The 19,078-nt window shown below is 59.6% G+C and carries 19 protein-coding genes; 14 read left to right on the plus strand and 5 right to left on the minus strand.

Annotated elements, in window-relative coordinates:
• Positions 1 to 64 precede the first annotated feature (64 nt).
• Together AC0L2H_RS29510 and scpB are read left to right on the plus strand one after the other, a co-directional pair.
• On the plus strand, positions 65 to 1,018 hold the full coding sequence (locus AC0L2H_RS29510) for a DUF1403 family protein (RefSeq protein WP_019856483.1): 954 nt from the start codon (positions 65 to 67) through the stop codon (positions 1,016 to 1,018).
• 2 nt (positions 1,019 to 1,020) lie between these two features.
• Positions 1,021 to 1,716: an SMC-Scp complex subunit ScpB gene (scpB, locus tag AC0L2H_RS29515; protein ID WP_019856484.1), complete on the plus strand. Its 696-nt coding sequence runs from the start codon at positions 1,021 to 1,023 to the stop codon at positions 1,714 to 1,716.
• Between the two features lie 124 nt (positions 1,717 to 1,840).
• Here scpB and AC0L2H_RS29520 read toward each other — a convergent pair whose 3' ends face one another.
• Positions 1,841 to 2,974 carry a hypothetical protein gene (locus AC0L2H_RS29520; protein WP_019856485.1) on the minus strand — a complete coding sequence of 378 codons (1,134 nt, stop codon included), beginning with the start codon at positions 2,972 to 2,974 and terminating at the stop codon, positions 1,841 to 1,843.
• Positions 2,975 to 2,999: 25 nt separating this feature from the next.
• Positions 3,000 to 3,683: a peptidoglycan-binding domain-containing protein gene (locus AC0L2H_RS29525; RefSeq protein ID WP_019856486.1), complete on the minus strand. Its 684-nt coding sequence runs from the start codon at positions 3,681 to 3,683 to the stop codon at positions 3,000 to 3,002.
• 206 nt (positions 3,684 to 3,889) lie between these two features.
• Here AC0L2H_RS29525 and AC0L2H_RS29530 point away from each other — a divergent pair, with 206 nt between their 5' ends.
• From AC0L2H_RS29530 to AC0L2H_RS29560, 7 genes are all read left to right on the plus strand, one after another.
• On the plus strand, positions 3,890 to 4,108 hold the full coding sequence (locus AC0L2H_RS29530; protein ID WP_019856487.1) for a hypothetical protein: 219 nt from the start codon (positions 3,890 to 3,892) through the stop codon (positions 4,106 to 4,108).
• 267 nt (positions 4,109 to 4,375) lie between these two features.
• Positions 4,376 to 4,642, plus strand: a complete 267-nt coding sequence (locus tag AC0L2H_RS29535) for a hypothetical protein (protein ID WP_155249077.1) — start codon at positions 4,376 to 4,378, stop codon at positions 4,640 to 4,642.
• Positions 4,639 to 6,048, plus strand: a complete 1,410-nt coding sequence (gene hxsB, locus AC0L2H_RS29540) for a His-Xaa-Ser system radical SAM maturase HxsB (RefSeq protein ID WP_019856488.1) — start codon at positions 4,639 to 4,641, stop codon at positions 6,046 to 6,048. The genes AC0L2H_RS29535 and hxsB overlap by 4 nt, the downstream gene beginning before the upstream one ends.
• Positions 6,045 to 7,154, plus strand: coding sequence for a His-Xaa-Ser system radical SAM maturase HxsC (gene hxsC, locus AC0L2H_RS29545; RefSeq protein ID WP_019856489.1), 1,110 nt, complete (start codon positions 6,045 to 6,047; stop codon positions 7,152 to 7,154). The genes hxsB and hxsC overlap by 4 nt, the downstream gene beginning before the upstream one ends.
• Positions 7,151 to 7,696 (plus strand): His-Xaa-Ser repeat protein HxsA, encoded by a 546-nt coding sequence (gene hxsA / locus AC0L2H_RS29550; protein WP_019856490.1) that lies wholly within the window; start codon positions 7,151 to 7,153, stop codon positions 7,694 to 7,696. Before hxsC ends, hxsA begins: the two co-directional genes overlap by 4 nt.
• Positions 7,697 to 7,887: 191 nt before the next feature.
• Positions 7,888 to 8,622, plus strand: a complete 735-nt coding sequence (locus AC0L2H_RS29555) for an XRE family transcriptional regulator (RefSeq protein ID WP_223217786.1) — start codon at positions 7,888 to 7,890, stop codon at positions 8,620 to 8,622.
• Positions 8,623 to 9,231: an RES family NAD+ phosphorylase gene (locus tag AC0L2H_RS29560; protein ID WP_019856492.1), complete on the plus strand. Its 609-nt coding sequence runs from the start codon at positions 8,623 to 8,625 to the stop codon at positions 9,229 to 9,231. It begins immediately after the preceding gene.
• Positions 9,232 to 9,294: 63 nt separating this feature from the next.
• Here the strand turns inward: AC0L2H_RS29560 and AC0L2H_RS29565 are convergent, their stop codons facing one another.
• The 3 genes from AC0L2H_RS29565 to AC0L2H_RS29575 are packed head-to-tail and all read right to left on the minus strand — an operon-like array spanning position 9,295 to position 11,735.
• Positions 9,295 to 9,672 (minus strand): ubiquitination-like system serine protease family protein, encoded by a 378-nt coding sequence (locus tag AC0L2H_RS29565; RefSeq protein ID WP_473593382.1) that lies wholly within the window; start codon positions 9,670 to 9,672, stop codon positions 9,295 to 9,297.
• On the minus strand, positions 9,669 to 11,015 hold the full coding sequence (locus AC0L2H_RS29570) for a HesA/MoeB/ThiF family protein (RefSeq protein WP_236952133.1): 1,347 nt from the start codon (positions 11,013 to 11,015) through the stop codon (positions 9,669 to 9,671). Before AC0L2H_RS29570 ends, AC0L2H_RS29565 begins: the two co-directional genes overlap by 4 nt.
• A 48-nt stretch (positions 11,016 to 11,063) precedes the next feature.
• A complete protein-coding gene (locus tag AC0L2H_RS29575) occupies positions 11,064 to 11,735 on the minus strand; it encodes a multiubiquitin domain-containing protein (RefSeq protein WP_019856494.1) in 672 nt (223 codons plus the stop codon).
• Positions 11,736 to 11,866: 131 nt separating this feature from the next.
• Between AC0L2H_RS29575 and AC0L2H_RS29580 the strand changes: the two genes are divergently transcribed.
• The 5 genes from AC0L2H_RS29580 to AC0L2H_RS29600 all read left to right on the plus strand — a co-directional run bounded on the left by AC0L2H_RS29580 (position 11,867) and on the right by AC0L2H_RS29600 (position 19,017).
• Positions 11,867 to 12,460 carry a hypothetical protein gene (locus AC0L2H_RS29580; RefSeq protein WP_019856495.1) on the plus strand — a complete coding sequence of 198 codons (594 nt, stop codon included), beginning with the start codon at positions 11,867 to 11,869 and terminating at the stop codon, positions 12,458 to 12,460.
• Positions 12,453 to 12,848 (plus strand): hypothetical protein, encoded by a 396-nt coding sequence (locus AC0L2H_RS29585; RefSeq protein ID WP_020628768.1) that lies wholly within the window; start codon positions 12,453 to 12,455, stop codon positions 12,846 to 12,848. Before AC0L2H_RS29580 ends, AC0L2H_RS29585 begins: the two co-directional genes overlap by 8 nt.
• A gap of 88 nt (positions 12,849 to 12,936) precedes the next feature.
• Positions 12,937 to 14,373 carry a hypothetical protein gene (locus AC0L2H_RS29590; protein ID WP_019856496.1) on the plus strand — a complete coding sequence of 479 codons (1,437 nt, stop codon included), beginning with the start codon at positions 12,937 to 12,939 and terminating at the stop codon, positions 14,371 to 14,373.
• Between the two features lie 960 nt (positions 14,374 to 15,333).
• The gene (locus tag AC0L2H_RS29595) at positions 15,334 to 16,716 is read left to right on the plus strand and encodes an IS1380 family transposase (RefSeq protein WP_019856497.1); all 1,383 of its coding nucleotides are present in this window, start codon (positions 15,334 to 15,336) and stop codon (positions 16,714 to 16,716) included.
• Between the two features lie 1,098 nt (positions 16,717 to 17,814).
• A complete protein-coding gene (locus tag AC0L2H_RS29600) occupies positions 17,815 to 19,017 on the plus strand; it encodes a cytochrome P450 (RefSeq protein ID WP_019856498.1) in 1,203 nt (400 codons plus the stop codon).
• The last annotated feature ends 61 nt before the right edge of the window (positions 19,018 to 19,078 follow it).

The following is a 19,078-nucleotide window of genomic DNA, read 5'->3' on the forward strand; positions in this document are numbered from 1 at the left end:
AGGCTGTGCGTTTCGATGCGAAAATCATGGCGGAAAGCGCACGGCCGCTTTACCCTCCAGAACCATGATTCGCCTCGATCCCGCGACCGCCAGCTCCTCTGCGCCGCCCGCCGTCCCGGCCTGGGCGCTCACCGGCGGCGGCGCGCTCAATGATGCGGACGCCGCCTTCCGGGCCGGCGCCGCCCTGGCGTCGCTCGACGTCCTTGCCCGCGCGCAAGCCAGCTGGGCCGGCGCCTGGCGCCAGCGGCTGGCGCTCAACTGCGCCGCCGCCAGCATGCGGCTCGCCGGCCGCGCCGAGGATGCGGCCGCCTTGCGCGACGCCTGGCACCTGCGCCCACCAGGCATCGATCCTGGTCCCGCCGGCGCCATCTTTGGCGCCTGGCGGCAACTGGCCGCGCAGCCGCCAGCCGCCAGCGCTGATCGACTTGAAAAGATCGTCGACCAGCTCGGGCTTCATTGGGATGGTGCCGCGCTCGCCGACATGTGCACAGAGATCCAAAAACTGGCGGGGTTGCAGCGGCCGGCGCCATTCGTCGCCGCGGCGATCGTCGCTCACGTCGTCGCCATGCGCCCCGACTCCGAGCTTTTTGCTTGGTGGCTCGCCGACCTGGTGCTGGCGCAAAGCCTGCGCTGGCCGCGGCCGCTACCGCTGTTGACGGCGCAGGCCTTCAGTCCGGCTTTTCGCGATGAGGCTGGCGGCAAGCGCATTCGACCTGCGGACAAGAGTTTTGAGCGGGCGGTTTGCCTGGCGCTGGTTAAAGCCGCGGCGGAGGCCTGCCGTTTGGCCGCCGAGCTGTCGCGCCGGGCCGAAAAACTCCTGGCGGTGGCGCCAAGACTGCGCGCCAAAGGCGCCGGCGATGTAATCTTTCTGCTGCTCAGTGAAGACGCCGTTTCGGGCTCGCTGACGACCAAAAACCTGTCCCGCTTTGCGGCGCGGCGCCTGTTCGACCGGCTGCAACAATTGGAAGCCGTGCGCGAGCTTTCTGGCCGCACCACCTTTCGGCTGTTTGGGTTGTAGGGATGAGCGAAGTGTCTGCGCGCCGCAAGCCGAATGAACAGCCTGTGCTGCTCGACACCGAACTGGACCACCTGCCGCCGGAGCTGCGCTGGCGCGAGTGGATGGGCCGCGTCGAAGCGGTGATTTTTTCCGCCAGCGAACCGGTGACACGTAGTGTCCTCGCGCGGGTGGTGGGGAAGAACTGCAATCTCGAGCTGATCATCGACGACATCCGCGCCGAGCTCGCCGAGCGCCCCTACGAGCTGGTCGCGGTCGCCGGCGGCTGGCAGCACCGGACCAAGAAAAGTTTCGGCGACGTCATCCGCGCCGCCTTCGGCACGGCAGCGGGCGAGGGGGCAAAAGAATTGTCGCAGGCGGAGGCACTGGTTTTGATGTGCATTGCCTATTTCCAGCCGATCACCCGCGCAGAGCTATCGACCTTCTTCGGCAAGGAGGTGTCGCGCGATCTGATCGGCGTTCTGCGCGCGCAGGATCTTATCGCCTCCGGGCCGCGCAGCCCGCAGCCCGGCGCGCCCTACACCTACGTGACGACAAAAGACTTTCTGTCGCAGTTCGGGCTCGACACGCTGCGCCAACTGCCGGATTTCGAGGCGCTTGAAGATGCCGGGCTGCTGTCGAAGGAGAAGCTGCTGGCCGGCGACATCATGCCCGACTTTTCCGATGGGGACGAGGGACAGGTTGGACAAGAAGGGCGGTGAGGACCTCCGGGGGTGCCGACGCCTCGGAGCTACTTCAGCGCGCTATGGAGGGGAGCCAATCCTCGACGGCCTGAATGAGATTTGCAGGTATCCCAACTCGTTTTGTTGCCTCGTCGCCCGGCAGTCAATTGGCAACCCAAAGACTCTTGAGCTCGTGACCGGCAGCCCACTCGGCAGAAGTCTGGGTTTCATTGCATTTGGATTCATACGGGTCGCGAACCATCTGGAACTCCTTGTCGACCACTGCGCCGAACAGAAAGCATTCGTCCTTGTACTGACCACGCTCCGCACTCGCCATCTTCACCGTCGCCTTGACAACGATGCCGTCCAGGTTACGACCCTTCCAGTTGACGGCGCCGTAGTCCTGCACCTCGGAGATCACGTCCGTAGCCTTCCAGTTGTCTTGTGAAAGGCCTGCGTTCCACTCTGCGAAATCAGGAAACAGGGTCTCCATATTGATCCCGGAGGAGGTGTTGGGCTTGTCTGTCGAACCGAGGACAGTCCTCTTCAGGCCATCCGAGAACAGGTTCAGCAGTGCGGTCGCGGCTGGTCCGTTTTTCTGGCGCAGATCCAATTGGCGGGCTGATTTGGAATTCTTCTCGTCCGCCTCGCGCTGGGCAGCAATCTTCTTCTCCTCGTCGGCGGCCACGCGTTTGGCCTCCGCGGCTTTAATTGCATCCTGTTTGGCTGCATCCAGTTTGGCAGCAGTAGTGGTGGCATCGCTCTTGTCGAGCCACACCGGGGCGAAAATAAACTGAACGCCATCGCGGGCGAGCGCTTCCGACGTGGCCTTCAGGTCCGCGGCCGACGCGTAGAGCACCCGGCACTTTTCGTGCCGTACGTCCTCGTAGGCTTTGTCGATGGACGGGTATGAGACGGTGCTTCCCGACATGCCTGCGAAATCAGCTATCTTGCCTATGGTCGCTTCGTGCACTGCAGCATTGCCATCGATGACGCTGCAGATCCGGTCGGACGAGCTCGTCAGCAGGATGCCACCATATCCCTCGCGCATTCCTGATGAGACGTCTTGAGCGATCTTCAGGGCCAGCGTCTGGTCTAAATCCATGCGGGTCTTGATGTCTTCGAAGCGGATAGGATCGAACACGCGGATCGTCTTGGCTTCCATCGCTTCGAGGTAGGCCGCTTGAAGCGTTGGCGGGGCCTCCAGGAAGGTTTTGCGCTGGACAATGAAGAGGTCGGCGCTTTCAAGGCCGCCCGCCCCGCAGTCCGAGCTGACGTTTATTGCCTTGCCTCCCATCGGGTCGATGGCCTCGAGCAGGGCCTTAGCCGAGCGCGCGGGCGGCGTTTCGCTCCTGGTCGCTGTGGAAGCCGTCGCCGGCGTTGCGTTCGATCTCGGCCAGGCTGTAGTCGGTGAGAACTGCACCCGGCTGCAGGTCGAAACGCGCAAGGTATGACCTGAAGGCCTTAACGGTCGTCGGCCCAATCAGGCCGTCCACAGGGCCGGAATATAGGCCAAGCTTGGACATCGCCGCCTGGAGCCTTTGGACGAGCCTCAGATAGTTGGGCTGGGTCGCGAAGTCGAAAGAGGCTCCCCTCTGGTAGGACATCCAGATCAATCCATCCAGACCTTCCCCGCGCGAGAGAAACGAATCCTGAGGGATGATGTGCAGCTCCTTGAGCGCGGTCAGGTTCGCCTTCGCCTTGTCCTGGTAAAGCGTCCCGGCCACGACAGCAAACACGCCGTTCCGGCTGTGAAGGACAAGTGTCGGCCCCAATGTCGGCGCATAGGATTGCGCAAGAGCGATGGCCTCTCCTTCGGTAGGCCTGCTCGACACAATGAGCCAAAATGCGTTCGACTGCGGAGGCCTGAAACCCAACGGCCGCGTCATTTGCTGCCCGTTCTGGATTATCTGGATAAACTCGGAAAGCGATGATGCCGAGCCCATAGCTGGCAAAGAAACAGCGGCCAACAACGCGGCAACGCCCACACTGCACACGCGACGCATGGTAATCCCCTACAACCCCAGCAGCCATATTCACGAATCCAAGGGGCTAATCAAGAAGGCGGCAGGGCTTTGAGCTTTTATGCTTACCGGGTGATGGCGAGAGATCGGGAGTTAGCGGCGAGGTCCGTCTCGCGGGAGGTCCGAGAGGATAAATAGCCAATAGCGGCGCCACGCATCAATCCTCTCACGATGGTGATCGCTCGGTCATGACCGGCGGCACCACCGCGCCCAACAGCAGCATCGGCATCAAGCTGGGCACTCTGATCATTATAGCCACCATCGTCGGCATCGCCGCCTTCGGCCTCATGATGGTGCTGTTCTTGTTCTTGTTCCTGCTCTTCTCGATCTGTCGGCGAAGCTCCCCGACTAAAAATGCCGGAAGGGTCGACCACCCGCCAGAAAACTATCGTGGACAGAGTGGATAGACTTGAGGCGCCGGAAACCCTCCTAACAGGGCGCGCCTGCGCCTGACGCTATCAACCGTTGGCGATGATCTTGCTGGCGAAGCCAACGCAATCAGCATCGGAAACAGGGTGAGCGTAATCGAAATGCGGAGCATCAGGTATGGGCTGGAGCCGAGAGTGAGAAAACACGTCACAAGCGAGACCGATTCTGACAACGCTTTGTCAAATATTTCGTTGATTGTTTATTCCGACCCGCGCATGATTGCGTAGGGTGGGATACGACAAAAATTGCCTAACGCTGTTGAACTAGATTTCGTGGTGGATGTTTCGCCACAATTTCAAAAGCACGTCGATTCGGCGATGCTTCGCCTTCAGGCACTTTATCCTTCGTGCCGATTCGCCTGGGGCGACGGAGGGATATCAATACGCGGTTCGAGCGACCTGACCGAAGAGCGGTTTCGCAAAGATGTTTTGCACGCTGTCTATCGTGAGAAAATCTTCGCCGAAACTCTGCCCATGCGCCAAGCGCTTGTCGCCGCGGTCACAAGCCGATGAGCGTCTGGCCATTGAAGTTCCGCGAGATGCCGGACGGTTCGGTGCTGTTCTCCGATGACGCTGGCGAGTTCTTCAAGTCCGGTCACGGCTTCCTGGATCGGTACGCCACCGACAATTTGTCCGCCGGCGATGAGACGTTCCTGAGGGAGGGAAATCACGGCTTCGACAAGGCGTTCGACCTTCGCTGGACCTCGTTCGCCTACAGGTGGGCGCGGCGCCAGTCGAGGCCGACGAGAATGAACTACGTCATCCTCGTGCCGACGCTCCGCTGCAACCTTGCCTGTGGCTACTGCCAGGTTTCCCGCGCTCCCGAAAATGCACGCGGGTTCGACTGGTCGGACGAGACCCTCGCCAGTGTCCTTTCGTTTCTCGACAGTCTGGAAGGTCCCGACATCAAGATCGAATTCCAGGGTGGCGAGCCCCTACTGCGGATCGACATGCTGGAAGCCGTCCGAGACTTCTGCCGGGAAAAGTTTTCCCAATCACAGTTCGTCGTCTGCACGAACCTGCAGCGACTGGATACGCGCGCATGGGCGTTCCTGGATGCCCACGACACCTTCATCAGCACCTCCCTTGACGGAGACCGGGCAACGCATGGGCGCCAGCGCACGCATGGAAGCGAAGTCACCGACGCATTCTTTGGAAATCTCGAGGCGGCCGTTTCCCGCTATCCGGAAGGGAAGATCTCGGCCCTGCCCACGGTGGATGTCGCCAATCCGCCGGATTTCAACGCGCTGCTGGACAACTATGAGCGCTATGGAATTAGGTCCGTCTACCTGCGCCCGATAAACCACCAAGGATTTGCGCGAAAGTTTCAGCAGGGCGACAACGTTCTTGCGCGTTGGAATCGCCTTCATTGCGAATTCATCGATCTGCTGATCGCTCGGAACCATCGCACCGGACGCTTTATGGAGGAATACTACTTCAGCCAGTGCCTGAAGCGTGTGCTCCGCTTCGATGCCAATAACCACGTTGACATTCGCAACCCGAACTTCTTCGCCTCCGACTATGCCGTGATAGACCACGACGGCCGCTTCTACCCGACCGACGAGGCCCGGATGCTGTCCAGGATAGGCCATATCGATCTTAGCATTGGCAATGTCGGGACGGGAATCGACCGGGCAAAGGTAGACGTTCTCAATTCAGGCGCCCTCAACCACTTCGATCCGGATTGCATCCACTGCACCTATCAGCCATTCTGCGGCACTGACGTGATCGACGACATCTCCCGGTATGGCCGAATCGATGTCCCGCGGCCGGACACATGGTTTTGCGGCCGGCATTTGTCGCTGTTCGACAAGGTGTTCGAGGTCCTCTACCGCAGCGACGAGCCTGCCCGTGCCTCGCTGGCAGCCTGGCTCTGCGTGGGCGGCTGGGACGACAGCATGGCGCCGACACACCAATGATACCCTTGCGCATCAAGGTGGAGGCAAACGCTGACCAGCCTTTCGTGGTCCGGCTTCGCTCGTTCGAAGCTGATGCCCGCGAACAAAGGACTGAACAACTGAGTCCTTTCGACGCGGCGCTGGAGCGCGTCGGTCCGGAAGGCGCCCACTATGTCGGCGAGGGCGGACCGATACGAATTCTTGGCATCGATCCTTCAAAGGTCGATGGAGACGTGCTGCTGGTGAACCCGCGGCGCGGAACCGCGGATCGCCTCATCCGCAGTTCGTCGCTGCACAACACCTTCCTGGTAACGGAGCGGTGCGACCAGATATGTCTGATGTGCTCTCAGCCGCCCAAGGAGCACCACGTCGACCTATTCTCGCATTTCGAGACCGCGGCATTGCTCGCTCCGGAAGGCGCGACGATCGGGATTTCCGGCGGAGAGCCGACGCTTTTCAAAGCCCAGCTCTTCGAGTTCCTGGGAAGGGTTCTCGAAGCTCGCCCTGACCTATCCTTCCACGTCCTGACCAATGGCCAGCATTTCGATCGGGATGATTGCGAGGCGATAAAACGTATTGATCGAGGAAGGGTGGTCTGGGGTATCCCGCTCTATTCCCGCGATCCGGACGTGCATAACGAAATCGTCGGGAAGGCCGGCGCGCACGAGCAGCTGTTGGAAAACCTGGCGCTCATGTGCCGTCTGGGTGCCCAGGTAGAGCTCCGCACCGTGCTAATGCGTCCGAATGCAGACGGGTTGCCTCAACTGGCAAGGTTCATCGCCTCCACTCTGCCGTTCATCCGGACATGGGCAATCATGCAGATGGAGAATATCGGCTTCGGCCGCATGAACTGGAAGACGCTCTTCTACGACAGTTCGGAGGGCTTCGATGTCGTCGGCCATTCCATCGATCTCGTGAGGAGTCGCGGGATAGATGCTTGGCTCTACAATTTCCCACTTTGCACGGTACCGGAGCCATACCGCCATCTGGCACCGGCCACGATCTCCGACTGGAAGCGTGCCTATCGAGAGGAGTGCGGCGGATGCTCGTTAAAGTCTCGGTGCGGGGGATTTTTCGAGTGGCATCCGGCTAACCACGGATACACCAATTTGGGGGCTATCCAATGAAGAAGCGGCTTTTCGCCATACCGTCGCTGCTTGCAGCGGGATTCTTGCCAGCCAATGCGCAGGCGCTGCCGACCAAGCCAACGTTCGACGGCGACGTCGGAAAGACGAAATCCCTCTTCGATGTATTCAAGCTCGATCACCTGTATACGCTGGCCGGACATAGCAGTCACAGCAGCCATAGCTCGCACTCGAGCCATCGGTCGTCGACGGGCGGCTATTCCTACGTCCCGTCCGCGCCGAGCGAACCAGCCCCGTTGTATAGCGCCCCTTCAACACCCGCTCCGTCCTATCAGGCGCCCGCGATCGTTCCAACGCCGGCGCCTCTGAAACCGCTTCCTGGCAACGCCTACAAATTCAAGGAAATCGTTCAGGAGGTCCAGTTCGCCTTGCTCGCGTTCGGCTACTACAGTGGGGAGATAGATGGCGAGATGAATCCTGAGTTGAGGGCCGGGCTGCTACGCATGCAGGCGGACTACTCGCTGAAGGTCACCGGGACGATCACGCCGGAGACGCTGACTGCGCTGAGGATTGAAGCGCGCTAGCTCCCCACGCGTGGCAGGGCAGTCTGTAGGATCTAGGGCCGGGAGCCGCGTGGGGCAGAGGCATTGTTCCAGCATCCTCCAAAACGAGCGCGCGGTCCGAACGGTCACACAACCCTAACGAAGACTAGATCGATTCTTACGAACTTGACGAACTTGACGAAAGACGCCATATGGCATCCAAGAGGTACGATATGGTTCAAGCCAAAAACAAACAGAGCCGGCGCGGCACCAAGAGGCCCAAACGAGCTTCTTCGCAAGAAATGCTCACGACCGCCTTCATGACAAGTGCGGGCGCGGCTCTGCCTAAGGGCACTGCCGGAGTTACCTTCCGTGCTCCACGTAACATTGTCGATGTGATCTCCAAGAAACCTGCTAAGATAAAGGCCCTTTTGGCTGGTTACGGCAGGGCGATGGCCGAAAGTCAGGCGGCGGGCCGAGCTGTCAGTTTCCGTGTCAACGTCGATCCGACGGGCGATACTACTGTCACCCGACTGACCAATATGCCGGCGGATGCCGCCCAAGATTTGACAGTAGCGCTCGATCAGGCGCGCGCGCGCGGCAAGATTCACGCAGCAGCAATCTTGGCTCAAGCGGACATGCTGAGCGCGGACAGGTTCGCGTCGCTGTTAGGTATCAGCCGAATGACCGTCAACACCAAACGTCAAAACGGTCGGGTGTTGGGTCTCGACGGCGCTAAGCGCGGCTTTCGCTTTCCTTCGTGGCAGCTCGGTGAGGACGGAAAGCCGTTTGAAGCGCTTCCAGGTCTCTTCGAGCGATTGGGTGGAGGGCCGTGGTCAGTATATCGTTTTCTCGTACAGTCGCATCCAGAACTCGATGGGCTGACGGGTCGTGAGGCATTGCGACGCGGCAAAACGGAGGAGGCGTTAGCCCTCGCCGACAGCATTGCCCATGGCACCTTCGCCTGAGTGCCGCGGCTCCATCCACCATCTGGGTTCGCGGCCGTTTCGCTCGATAGCGCGACAGTCGACGTCGGTCTGCAATTCGGGCGCATTCTGCTCACACGCTTCCGGGACCCGCTTGGATTTGGTAAAGGCCCAAGCCGATTTAGCGATCCTCGCCGTCGATCGCCCGATCGTCGCTTCGGTGTCGTCTATCTAGGCAGCAGCATAAAGGTCTGCTTCGTCGAGGCGGTGCTGCGCGACCAAGGCGATGGCCGGATCGGCGATCTCCTGTTGGACGAGTACGATCTTGCAGCACGCAGCTACGCGTTGGTCGAGGTCACCGCAGCGCTGTCACTCGTCGACTTCCGGGGCGACGGACCATTGAGAATGGGCATTCCCAGCGATGTAGCCCGAGGCTCGAGACAGAGTTTGGCACGCCGATGGTCGCTCGCCATATATGAGCACCCAGCTCGACCGGACGGAATAATTTATCCCTCACGTTTGAATGGTGAAACAAATCTGGCGATCTACGACCGCGCAATCCCGAAGCTTCATTCGATTAAGCATGGTCCACTTCTCCAGGAAACCGGGATCGCGACAATCCTGAGCGACCTGAAGGTCGGACTACAATGAGAACTCGAGATTAGATGCCGCGCCTACTTTTCAACGCGTATCTCTCCATTATCGGCGGACTGGCTACGAACGTGGCCGAGTTCCATGTCGCGGGGGCTGCGCAATGCCACTGTCTCGAGCCCAAACGATACGACCGGCTCGAACAAAGAAATGTGCTCGACAGTCTTTCACTCGCCAAATCGATGGCTTGAGTGTAACCACACCAGCGCATCCCACTTCCGCCTTCCAGCTTGGCTTGTCGCGAGGGACCAAGCTCAGTTGGATGCGTGCGCGACATCCACATGGGCAAATCATAGCCGCCTGCCACGAATCTCGATCTTCACCCACAAGGTATATCCGGCGTTCCTTCAGTCGATCCGGCAAATCGTCTACGAATACCGCGCGGTAGCGCGGTAATAACCGATCGCCAAGGGACCGAAAAAGGCGTCGAATCCAGTTCAAGCAGCCTCCCTCTGTTCACTCAATTCGGCCCAATCGAGCAATGGCGTCACGTCGCCCCGACCGATGTGGCGTTCAAGGGCCAAACATGGGCTGCCGTCCTCAAGGTGCTCGAAGATACCGTGGCTCAAGGAAATCCGGTGGATCGCGTAGTCACTGTTCGGGTCGATGCGATAGGGGTGCAGTCGGGCGAGCAGCTCGTTAACGGCTAGGCTCGCAATCAACATATTCAGCTGGATAACCGCCGGCCGGTCTTCAGCCACACCTCGTATGTAGCCTTGTGCAAGTTGAGCCTGATACGCAGCACGGTCGGTGCGAAACAACCCAGCAGCGCGGACCTGCTCCATCGTATAGACGTTTCGGCTCAGCAAGCTGGATCCGCCAGGTTGCAGATAATGAACCGTGCCACAGACTTGATCGACGCTTCCTTGCCCATCGGCCTCAAGCTTTACGCCGAGATCGAAGTAGGGGAGGAGATAAAAAGTCGCCAGTTTGTTGAGCAGGTGCCGCCCATCAATGCTGTCCATACATCCAAACACAATGTCGCAACCTGCAATCGCGCGAACGACGTCCGGGTGGAACAAATCGGCGCAGTATGTCTCGACTTCGGTGCCAAGGCCGATTGAGCGGATTGCTTCCGCAAGAACATCCACTTTCGGTCGCGCCGCTGCGGCATCGGCCATGGTTGAGTTAAGAATGCGATTTAGGTTTTTGTCTTCGACGTGATCGGGGTCGACGAGAACGAGCCCTCCGACACAGTTTCGCGCAAGCTGCTCGACAACAGGGCTGCCGGTTCCAGAACATCCCACCACAGCAATCCGGAGTCGACGCAGTCGCGAGTAGGTGCCGGCGCCGAAGGCCTGGGCGACCCGCTTGCCAAAGGTCTCAACACAAGTTTCGCCATCAGAATACCAAAAGGAGAGGTCGTCTCCGACGACGTTCACATGAGAAAACGGTTCGAAATGACCTGCATCATCCACCACGCGACCGAAAATGCGGCCGTCATCCATCAATATCGCGCTGCCGTGCGGACCGCCGTCGGTCCAGCTGTAGATGCTCGGGAATAGTTCCTTATCCGAAGCGTCATCGACGCTGGAAAACTGATCGTAGCCAAAATGGCCGTGTATCTTGACGACCGCCAAGTCGCGTTGCGCTGCTTCGTTGAGGAGCGGCTCAAGTTTGGCTGTTGACCAGGTTACGCGATCAGGTAGTCGAACACTGCATTGATCATATGGGATAGTAACGACCTTCTGGACCATCAGCCGATGACGGGATTGGCCCGCTCGGCGACCGCACAGCAACAGCGCGACGGCTTCACACCGGTCACTGGGAAAGAGATGCTGCACAAGTGCGTCCCTTTGAGCAGATGTAAGGGTAAGCGAAACAGCCATCGTTTAAGCTTTCGCAAGTTCACGTGACAGCCAGCTGTCGACGAGGCCAAAATGGGTGGAAAGATTGTCGACTCCCGGACGCCAGGGGTTAGCGGGCGTTCGATGGCGACTCCACCTCTGCCATACCTTTCCATCGAACGATTCTGCAGCGAGTGCGCCAATTGAGCGGCCGTCGCCCCGTTGCAGTTCTGGGTAAAAGTAGGCCATATCGATTTGCGCTTCGGGGTAGCCCGTGTCGATGCGCACGTTCACGTCCACTGCGCTTACATTGTAGCCAGGCGGCACTGGGTAACCGTAAATAACAACCCTAAGCACGCCCCCTTCTCTTACCAGTTCATAGCGAAGACCGGTTGCCACAAGCCACTCAACGTCCTCCGCCGGGAGGTCAAACTCCCGGCGGTCGGTACCCAGTCCTTCAGTTTGATCGAGCGGCAAGGTTACGAACCGTTCGACGCCAGGCTCGCGCAAGTCGACTTCCTTGTCGATCTCGATCCGCTCGGGCGCCCCGCGCTTGGGTTTGAAGTAGAGCGCAAAATGCTCCGGAGGCGACTTTCCGGCGAGAACCAACAGCTCACGGGCTGTTGGCTGCGCCTTATTGCTCTCGTAGTGTTCCTTGTCGATCTGGACCTTATAGGACTTCTTGTCCTTCACGTCCTTCTCATCATCATCGCTCATCGCGCAGCTCCTTGCTATTTTCTCTGCATCAGATGATGCTGACGGCGCTTCGTGTTGCAGACAGCAAAACGCCGCCAAATTTTTTTCAGGGCGGCTGTCCGAGACCCGCGGCTTCGTCAGCATAGGGAAACATGCGCACGCAAGCTAAGGTAGTATCTGAGGGCGACGAGGTCGCAACAAGCGATGAAGTCGCGCAAGCTTTGGCAGCGCTTGACATCACTGAAATCGCTCGCCTCAACCTGATTGCCAAGCTTCGGGCCCGTTATGCTCCCGGGTTCGAGTGGCGGGATTTGCTACATGACGCGATCGACAAGGCTCTGGATGGCACACGCAAATGGCCGCGTAGATTGCCCTTTCTTCTGTTTATGCGGGAGGTGATGAGAAGCCTCGCAAGCGAACACCGCCGCAAATGGCAGTTTGGACCGATTACCATTGAGGCCGATCTCCTGACCCGCTCGGGTCAGGAATCGGTCCTCACGACAACTGCAAGTGACTGTCCTGGACCTGAACGGGATATCCACGCGCGTCAGATGATCAGCCAAATCTTGTCGCTTTTCGATGGGGACGCTGCGGCACTCGCAATCCTTGATGGCCTAGCCAAGGGACTTGAGCCGCATGAAATCCAGGCGCAAGCCGATCTAACGGCAAAGCAATATGCGTCGGCGCAGCGTCGAATCCGACGCTGTCTTGTCCGCGCATATCCGGAAGGAGTTGAGCATGAGTAATTTTGATCCTGCAGATCGCCTCGACGCGCTGTTGCGAGGCTGTGAGGACATTGTTGCTGGCACTGTCAATGGCGACATGACGGCGACTGCGCGAGGCGAGGCTGATGAAACCTCTTCTTTCATCGCAATGAGGCTAGCGCAGTTCAGATCCACCGTTTCACACGCATCGGTCGGGCACGCCCCAGCCTACCCCAAAGTAGCTGCGAGGCGCGCGGTTCCCCGTGACGCGGCTGGACGACGTCGGCTTCTCGGTCGCCTTATCGCTTCGCGACCTGAACTGCCGACGCGGATCAGCATGGCATTCAAGAGTCGCGAGCCGGAGGATGCCGAAATTGCAGAAATGCTGGATGAGTTGTTGCGCACGGACGACGGGTCAGCAATGGGATGAGCGAGCTGTTTAGGCGTTATTATTTCCAAGCCCGCGCTTTGCCGCGGGCTGTGGCGTTTGGGTATCGGTGGTTTGACGAGCCCACCCGATGACATCCGAGGTCGTCGTAATGAACAGCCTTGGCGTCGCGCTTGCCAGCGATAGTGCTGCGACAGTCAACAATGGCGAGGGTGACAAAGTCTTCAACTCTGCCGACAAGCTGTTCATGCTATCTAAGCGCCACCCTGTCGGAGTGATGGTTTATGACAACGCAGCCCTGCTTGGAGTGCCGTGGGAAACGATCATCAAGGTGTTTCGGCGGCAGCTCGGCAACTCCAGGTTTGCGACGTTAGAAGAATATGGCAGCGCGCTGATCGGCTTCCTTGATAGGAACGAAAGACTGTTTCCTGCGGCGTTGCAGGATCGTTTTTATCTTCGCTCAATTGAGACGCTTTTCGCATTACTTGAGAACCGCATCGAAGACGCAATCTACGCATCGTTCGTTGATGGCACCGATCCGCCGCCGGCCTCGAGTGACATCGCGCGACAGATCATCAATAAAGAGCGAAACAGCTGGAAGAGCGAGGCGGAGGCATCGTGTCTCGCTGAGGGTGTTGGAGCGCGCCTTACCGGTCGCTTCTCGGGCGAAATAAGCAAACGTATTGCGGCTGCATTCGGTCCATTTCGGATCGATTCGGAGACCATGCAGGCGCTTTACGAACTGGCGAGGCTGATCGTCTCCAAGGAGAGAATTCCCAGCTTTTCGCTGAGCGGCATCGTGGTTGCAGGCTTCGGAGAAGATGAGCATTTCCCTGTGATGCAGTCTATGGAGATCGGCGAGGTTTTCGAAGGTCGGCTCAAATATCGCTGCTGTGAGGTTCGAAGGATCGATTGCGATACGCCATCGGTTATTGTCCCTTTCGCTGATGGCGACATGGTCAACACCTTTCTCCATGGGATGAATCCCGGCTTTGAACTTCGTATGACGAAGGAGATTGCAGACCTCGTGACCAATCTGCCGGACGCCATCGTCGATGCGATCGCGGACTTGACGGATGAACAGCGCGCCAAGTGGAAAAGTCAGTTTCGTCCCGAAAGCAAAAAAGCCATCAAAAGCTTGATCCAAAAGTTGAATGAGCAGCGAGAAGAAAAACACCTCGGCCCTATCAAACAGGCGATTGCGAATATGCCGAAGGATGAGCTGGGTTTTGCAGCCGCGCGGCTAGTCAGCTTGAACTGGTTTCAAAAGCGCATGTCATTAAGCACCGAGACGGTCGGCGGACCGGTTGATGTTGCTGTTATCTCCAAGGGAGATGGCTTCATTTGGATCGACCGCAAGCACTATTTCCGACCGGAGCTGAACCAACATTTCTTCGACAACTATCACTTCGACCAGGAAACGAATGGAGCCTCACATGATCAAGGAGAAAAAGCCCGTAAGCACAAAAATGCCCGGACGCGAGAAAAATCTGACGGACGAAGTGCTGGACGAACTGATCGAGCGATATCCTCACCTCAAAGCCGCCCGCGACGCGATGCGGACTGAGGGAGTATCATGCAATGAATTCTCACAGGACGCGTTGGGTGTGTTCCGTCAGCGTTTCCGTGTTTGACAGGACGTCGTGAGCCGTAGGAGATACGGTTTCAACGACCACAATTAGGTGGTCTTGGAGACGGAATTCGCATGCGTTGGCGTCGGCGAGGGGAGACGTCACACAGGAGGATCTGTGCTGGTGCAAACCTTTCAATGTTCGCTTTTTGTGCTTCGAAAGTCGCATAAATGGGCAGTCTGTTGTGACGTCCGGAATTATTTGGCATTTTACGGAGTTTACCAGTCCGGAATCATGGGTCGCTGGTGAGTGGCCTATGCGATGGAAAACAAGAGGATTTTCAGGCCGAGGATAGGGATTGCCGATCCAAGGACCGGGTTTACCAATGGCCTCAGTGGCAGCTAATTCTGGACTGGCGTTAAGTGGTTGGATCGGCGTGGAATTTAACCGCCTATATTGGTCAACCCGCTTACGGTCGGCAACGGATTGGTAACCCAAGACTCCCGGATTGGTAGACCAAAGCAGCAGCCTATCGACCAAGATTCAGCTCTGTACTTCCCCACAATCCTTTGAGACAGATGGCGTCAGAATGTAATCGTGGCAACGTGCGCGCGACAGCGACGTCCTGACTTAATTCCGGACTGCAACAGATAATTCTGGACGCCACACCGGACTGCAACAGATAATTCTGGACGCCACAGTGGAATTGCGCCACCGGGCAGCAGCCTAGGGAATCGCACCAAGAATCAGGCCTGGCGCAAACTTCGAGCGGGCCCTGTGCTTGGGCGCTGACGCACGGCGCCGCTGGCCCTGCCGACCGCGAGCCGAGCTCGGCCGGTGCGCCGATCGGTTGGTGGCGCTAGCCTGAATATCTCAAACCAAGAGGTGCATCGGCCCCGAGAATCTGAGAAACTGCTTTTGCAACAAAGAGTTATCAGATTCATGGACGGGGTCCGATGCAAACACACTGTATCTCCGAGCCGCTCGAATTTGAAGGCTTCGACGGCCACAAAGTGGTCGCCGGTTTCGACGGCGGAGCGATCACTTCAGATGCCGGCGCCTTGCTTCTGCGCCACGCCGATAAAGTCGTCGGCCTGTTCGACCGGGTGGCCGCCTGCTTCATCGACCGACGCGATCCGGACTGCACGGTGCATAGCGTACAGACGCTGGTCGGACAGCGGATCGCCGCGATCGCGCTGGGCTACGAGGACGTCGACGACCACGACACGCTGCGCCACGACCCGGTGCTGGCCCTCCTGTCGGAAAGCCTGACGCCGAAGCGGGAGGACTGTGCGGTGCTTGCCGGCAAGTCGACGCTCAACCGGCTGGAGCACGGCCGCGTCGGGGAGCCGACGCGCTACCACAAGATCGGCCACGACACGCAGGCGATCGAAGCTCTGTTCGTCGACCTGTTCCTGGACGCCCACGAGAAGGCGCCGGCCGAGATCGTTCTCGATCTGGATGCCACCGATGATCCGCTGCACGGACACCAGGAAGGCCGGTTCTTCCACGGCTACTACAACTGCTATTGCTATCTGCCGCTCTACATCTTCTGTGGCCGGCACCTGCTGGCGGCAAAGCTCAGGCGTTCCAACATCGATGCCAGCAGGGGATCGGTCGACGAGGTCGAGCGGATCGTGACCCGGATCCGCAGGAAATGGCGCACAGTGCGCATCATCCTGCGTGCCGATTCCGGCTTTGCCCGCGACGAGCTGATGAGCTGGTGCGAGGCCAATCGCGTCGACTATGTCTTCGGGGTCGCCCGCAACGAGCGGCTGGAAACGAAGATCGCCCCGGCCTTGGACGAAGCCTGCCGGGCATCCAGGGCAAGCGGACAGGCCGCACGCGTCTTCCGCGACTTCATGTGGTCCACGAAAGACAGCTGGTCACGCCGCCGGCGGGTCGTGGCCAAGGCCGAGTGGACGACACTGGGTGCCAATCCGCGCTTTATCGTCACTTCACTCAAGCCGGGACGCTGGGCGGCAGGGGCGCTTTACGAGGATCTCTATTGCGCCCGCGGCGACATGGAGAACCGGATCAAGGAGTGCCAGCTCGACGTCTACGCCGACCGCACCAGCGCGAACACCATGCGCGCCAATCAGCTCAGGCTCTGGTTCGCCTCGTTTGCGTATGTGCTCATCTGCGCCTTGCGTCGCCTCGGTCTCGCCCACACCCGGCTTGCCAACGCCACCTGCGGCACGATCAGGCTCAAGCTGCTGAAGATCGGCGCACAGGTTCGCGTCTCGGTGCGCCGCATCAAGGTCGCGATGGCATCGGCGTGTCCCTATGCCGACGAATTTGCTCTGGCTCACGCCCGAATGCGTGCCGCGGCCCGCTGACGCCGCAGGACCTGAACCTTACCGTCAACAACACAGGATACATAGCAAAGCTCCGATCGTCGCACGCCGCGGCACCGATTGTGCTCGTCTTCGAGGTCGCGGCGCGATGCCAGCGCCTGGCCGCGCCAAAATGCCGCCTAACACCAGATGCGGTGAGAGAAGCGGGCTAGCACCAAAGCTTCGTGCCAAGGCAGGGGAAACGATCCAGAAGGAGGCTGGAAGCCTGTCGCGTTTTGCGTCGCGCCGTTTGTTTGAGCGGCTGCGGACAAGTGCTCAGGGGCAGGGGAGCATGAAAAAGCTGGGGGCATCACGCGGCCATTTTCGCCTCGTTCAGTGGTAATCGCCGTTCCTCGCACCAGCATTTGAGTTGCTGTCGAGCGTGCGGTCCGCGAGTTCGCAGTTGCATGAGGAGATGAACGCCGCGCGGGCGTCCATTGCCCTTCCGTATGGGTCAATACGGTCAGGTCGCCTGCCATCATTCCAGGACAGGACAACTGATAAAGAAGGTCTCGCCGGTCTAGCGCTGACGTCCACTATCCGACACTGTTCTGTCGCCTTTTGTTGGGTCCGCGACACCGGCCTATTTCGCTGAGCTCCTGTCTAGCCTCAGGCTAATCCGCTGAAAAGCAATCACAATGTTTTTTCTTCTGCTGGGTCGGCCAAATTGGCACGAGTTTTGAAACTCCTTCGTTGCGAGCCGGGAGCCGCCGACCGACCTTCATTTGGTGGATGACACCGCGATCGATGGATCGAAGAAAGAAAAGCAAAATGTCAAATCCGCATCAGATAGCATTCTATGGCAAGGTGGCCTCGGCGAAACCGCCCAGTACCCAAACAGGCTGCCGCCCTTGTCGACCCTTGCGCAGGAAGTCTTGATGGCCGGCTGCGACTCAAAAGGCCCACCACACTCATCTTATCCTGAACTCGAAGGCGCAGGATAAAGTTCTGGATCTCGCCGCGCGGTATGCCTAGGCAGTTACACGTTGGCCGATCTTGATAATCGAGTCTGGCTACGCCGCGGAGGACGTCTACATGCCATCGTCATTCGCTGCCCGCAGCGCCTTCCGCCCTTCCATCGCTAGAGAGTGAAGTGCCACCATGTCCGAACAACCCTTGCCGACGCTGCCGATGTGGCGCGTCGACCACATCGAGCCCTCGCCTGAGATGTTAGCGCTACGCGCCAACGGTCCGATCCACCGCGTGCGCTTCCCCTCCGGGCACGAAGGCTGGTGGGTGACAGGCTACGACGAGGCCAAGGCGGCGCTGTCCGACGCGGCGTTCCGGCCGGCGGGAATGCCGCCGGCGGCATTCACCCCGGATTCGGTGATTCTCGGTTCGCCGGGGTGGCTGGTCTCGCACGAGGGGGGCGAGCATGCCCGGTTACGCACGATCGTGGCGCCGGCCTTCAGCAACCGCAGGGTGAAGGTGCTCGCGCAGCAGGTCGAGGCGATCGCCGCGCAGTTGTTCGAGACGCTGGCGGTCCAGCCCCAGCCCGCCGACCTGAAGCGCCACCTCTCCTTTCCGCTGCCGGCCATGGTCATCAGCGCGCTGATGGGCGTGCTCTACGAGGATCACGCCTTTTTCGCCGGGCTGTCCGACGAAGTGATGACGCACCAGCATGAAAGCGGCCCGCGCAGCGCGTCGCGCCTGGCCTGGGAAGAACTGCGCGCCTACATTCGCGGCAAGATGTGGGACAAGCGCCAGGATCCGGGCGACAACCTGCTGACGGATCTGCTCGCGGCGGTCGAGCAGGGCAATGCGACCGAGGAAGAGGCGATAGGCCTGGCGGCGGGCATGCTGGTGGCGGGGCACGAGAGCACGGTCGCGCAGATCGAATTCGGCCTGCTGGCCATGTTCCGCCATCCGCAACAGCGCGAACGCCTGGTCGGCGATCCATCCCTGGTGGATAAGGCGGTGGAGGAAATCCTGCGCATGTACCCGCCGGGCGCGGGCTGGGACGGCATCATGCGCTATCCGAGGACCGACGTGACTATCGCGGGCGTGCATATTCCCGCGGACAGCAAGGTGCTGGTCGGCCTGCCGGCGACGTCGTTCGATCCGCGCCATTTCGACGACCCGGAAATCTTCGACATCGGCCGCGACGAAAATCCGCACCTGACGTTCTCCCACGGGCCGCACTACTGCATCGGCATGGCGCTGGCCAGGCTGGAACTCAAGGTGGTGGTCGGTTCGATCTTCCAGCGCTTTCCCGCGCTGCGCCTGGCCGTGGCGCCCGAAGAACTGAAGTTGCGCAAGGAGATCATCACTGGCGGGTTCGAGGAGTTGCCGGTGCTCTGGTGATGCGCGGAAGCCGCCCGGAATCGCGACCTTCTCCGCAATTTGCCGGCGCGCGTTGCGCGCG

Source organism: Mesorhizobium sp. WSM4871, assembly GCF_055811295.1.

Bases quoted from the DNA above. Each gene is read 5' to 3' on its own strand.
- AC0L2H_RS29510 (WP_019856483.1), top strand. From the start codon at position 65: ATGATTCGCCTCGATCCCGCGACCGCCAGCTCCTCTGCGCCGCCCGCC.
- scpB (WP_019856484.1), top strand. From the start codon at position 1,021: ATGAGCGAAGTGTCTGCGCGCCGCAAGCCGAATGAACAGCCTGTGCTG.
- AC0L2H_RS29520 (WP_019856485.1), bottom strand. From the start codon at position 2,974: ATGGGAGGCAAGGCAATAAACGTCAGCTCGGACTGCGGGGCGGGCGGC.
- AC0L2H_RS29525 (WP_019856486.1), bottom strand. From the start codon at position 3,683: ATGCGTCGCGTGTGCAGTGTGGGCGTTGCCGCGTTGTTGGCCGCTGTT.
- AC0L2H_RS29530 (WP_019856487.1), top strand. From the start codon at position 3,890: ATGACCGGCGGCACCACCGCGCCCAACAGCAGCATCGGCATCAAGCTG.
- hxsB (WP_019856488.1), top strand. From the start codon at position 4,639: ATGAGCGTCTGGCCATTGAAGTTCCGCGAGATGCCGGACGGTTCGGTG.
- hxsC (WP_019856489.1), top strand. From the start codon at position 6,045: ATGATACCCTTGCGCATCAAGGTGGAGGCAAACGCTGACCAGCCTTTC.
- hxsA (WP_019856490.1), top strand. From the start codon at position 7,151: ATGAAGAAGCGGCTTTTCGCCATACCGTCGCTGCTTGCAGCGGGATTC.
- AC0L2H_RS29555 (WP_223217786.1), top strand. From the start codon at position 7,888: ATGGTTCAAGCCAAAAACAAACAGAGCCGGCGCGGCACCAAGAGGCCC.
- AC0L2H_RS29575 (WP_019856494.1), bottom strand. From the start codon at position 11,735: ATGAGCGATGATGATGAGAAGGACGTGAAGGACAAGAAGTCCTATAAG.
- AC0L2H_RS29580 (WP_019856495.1), top strand. From the start codon at position 11,867: ATGCGCACGCAAGCTAAGGTAGTATCTGAGGGCGACGAGGTCGCAACA.
- AC0L2H_RS29585 (WP_020628768.1), top strand. From the start codon at position 12,453: ATGAGTAATTTTGATCCTGCAGATCGCCTCGACGCGCTGTTGCGAGGC.
- AC0L2H_RS29590 (WP_019856496.1), top strand. From the start codon at position 12,937: ATGACATCCGAGGTCGTCGTAATGAACAGCCTTGGCGTCGCGCTTGCC.
- AC0L2H_RS29595 (WP_019856497.1), top strand. From the start codon at position 15,334: ATGCAAACACACTGTATCTCCGAGCCGCTCGAATTTGAAGGCTTCGAC.
- AC0L2H_RS29600 (WP_019856498.1), top strand. From the start codon at position 17,815: ATGTCCGAACAACCCTTGCCGACGCTGCCGATGTGGCGCGTCGACCAC.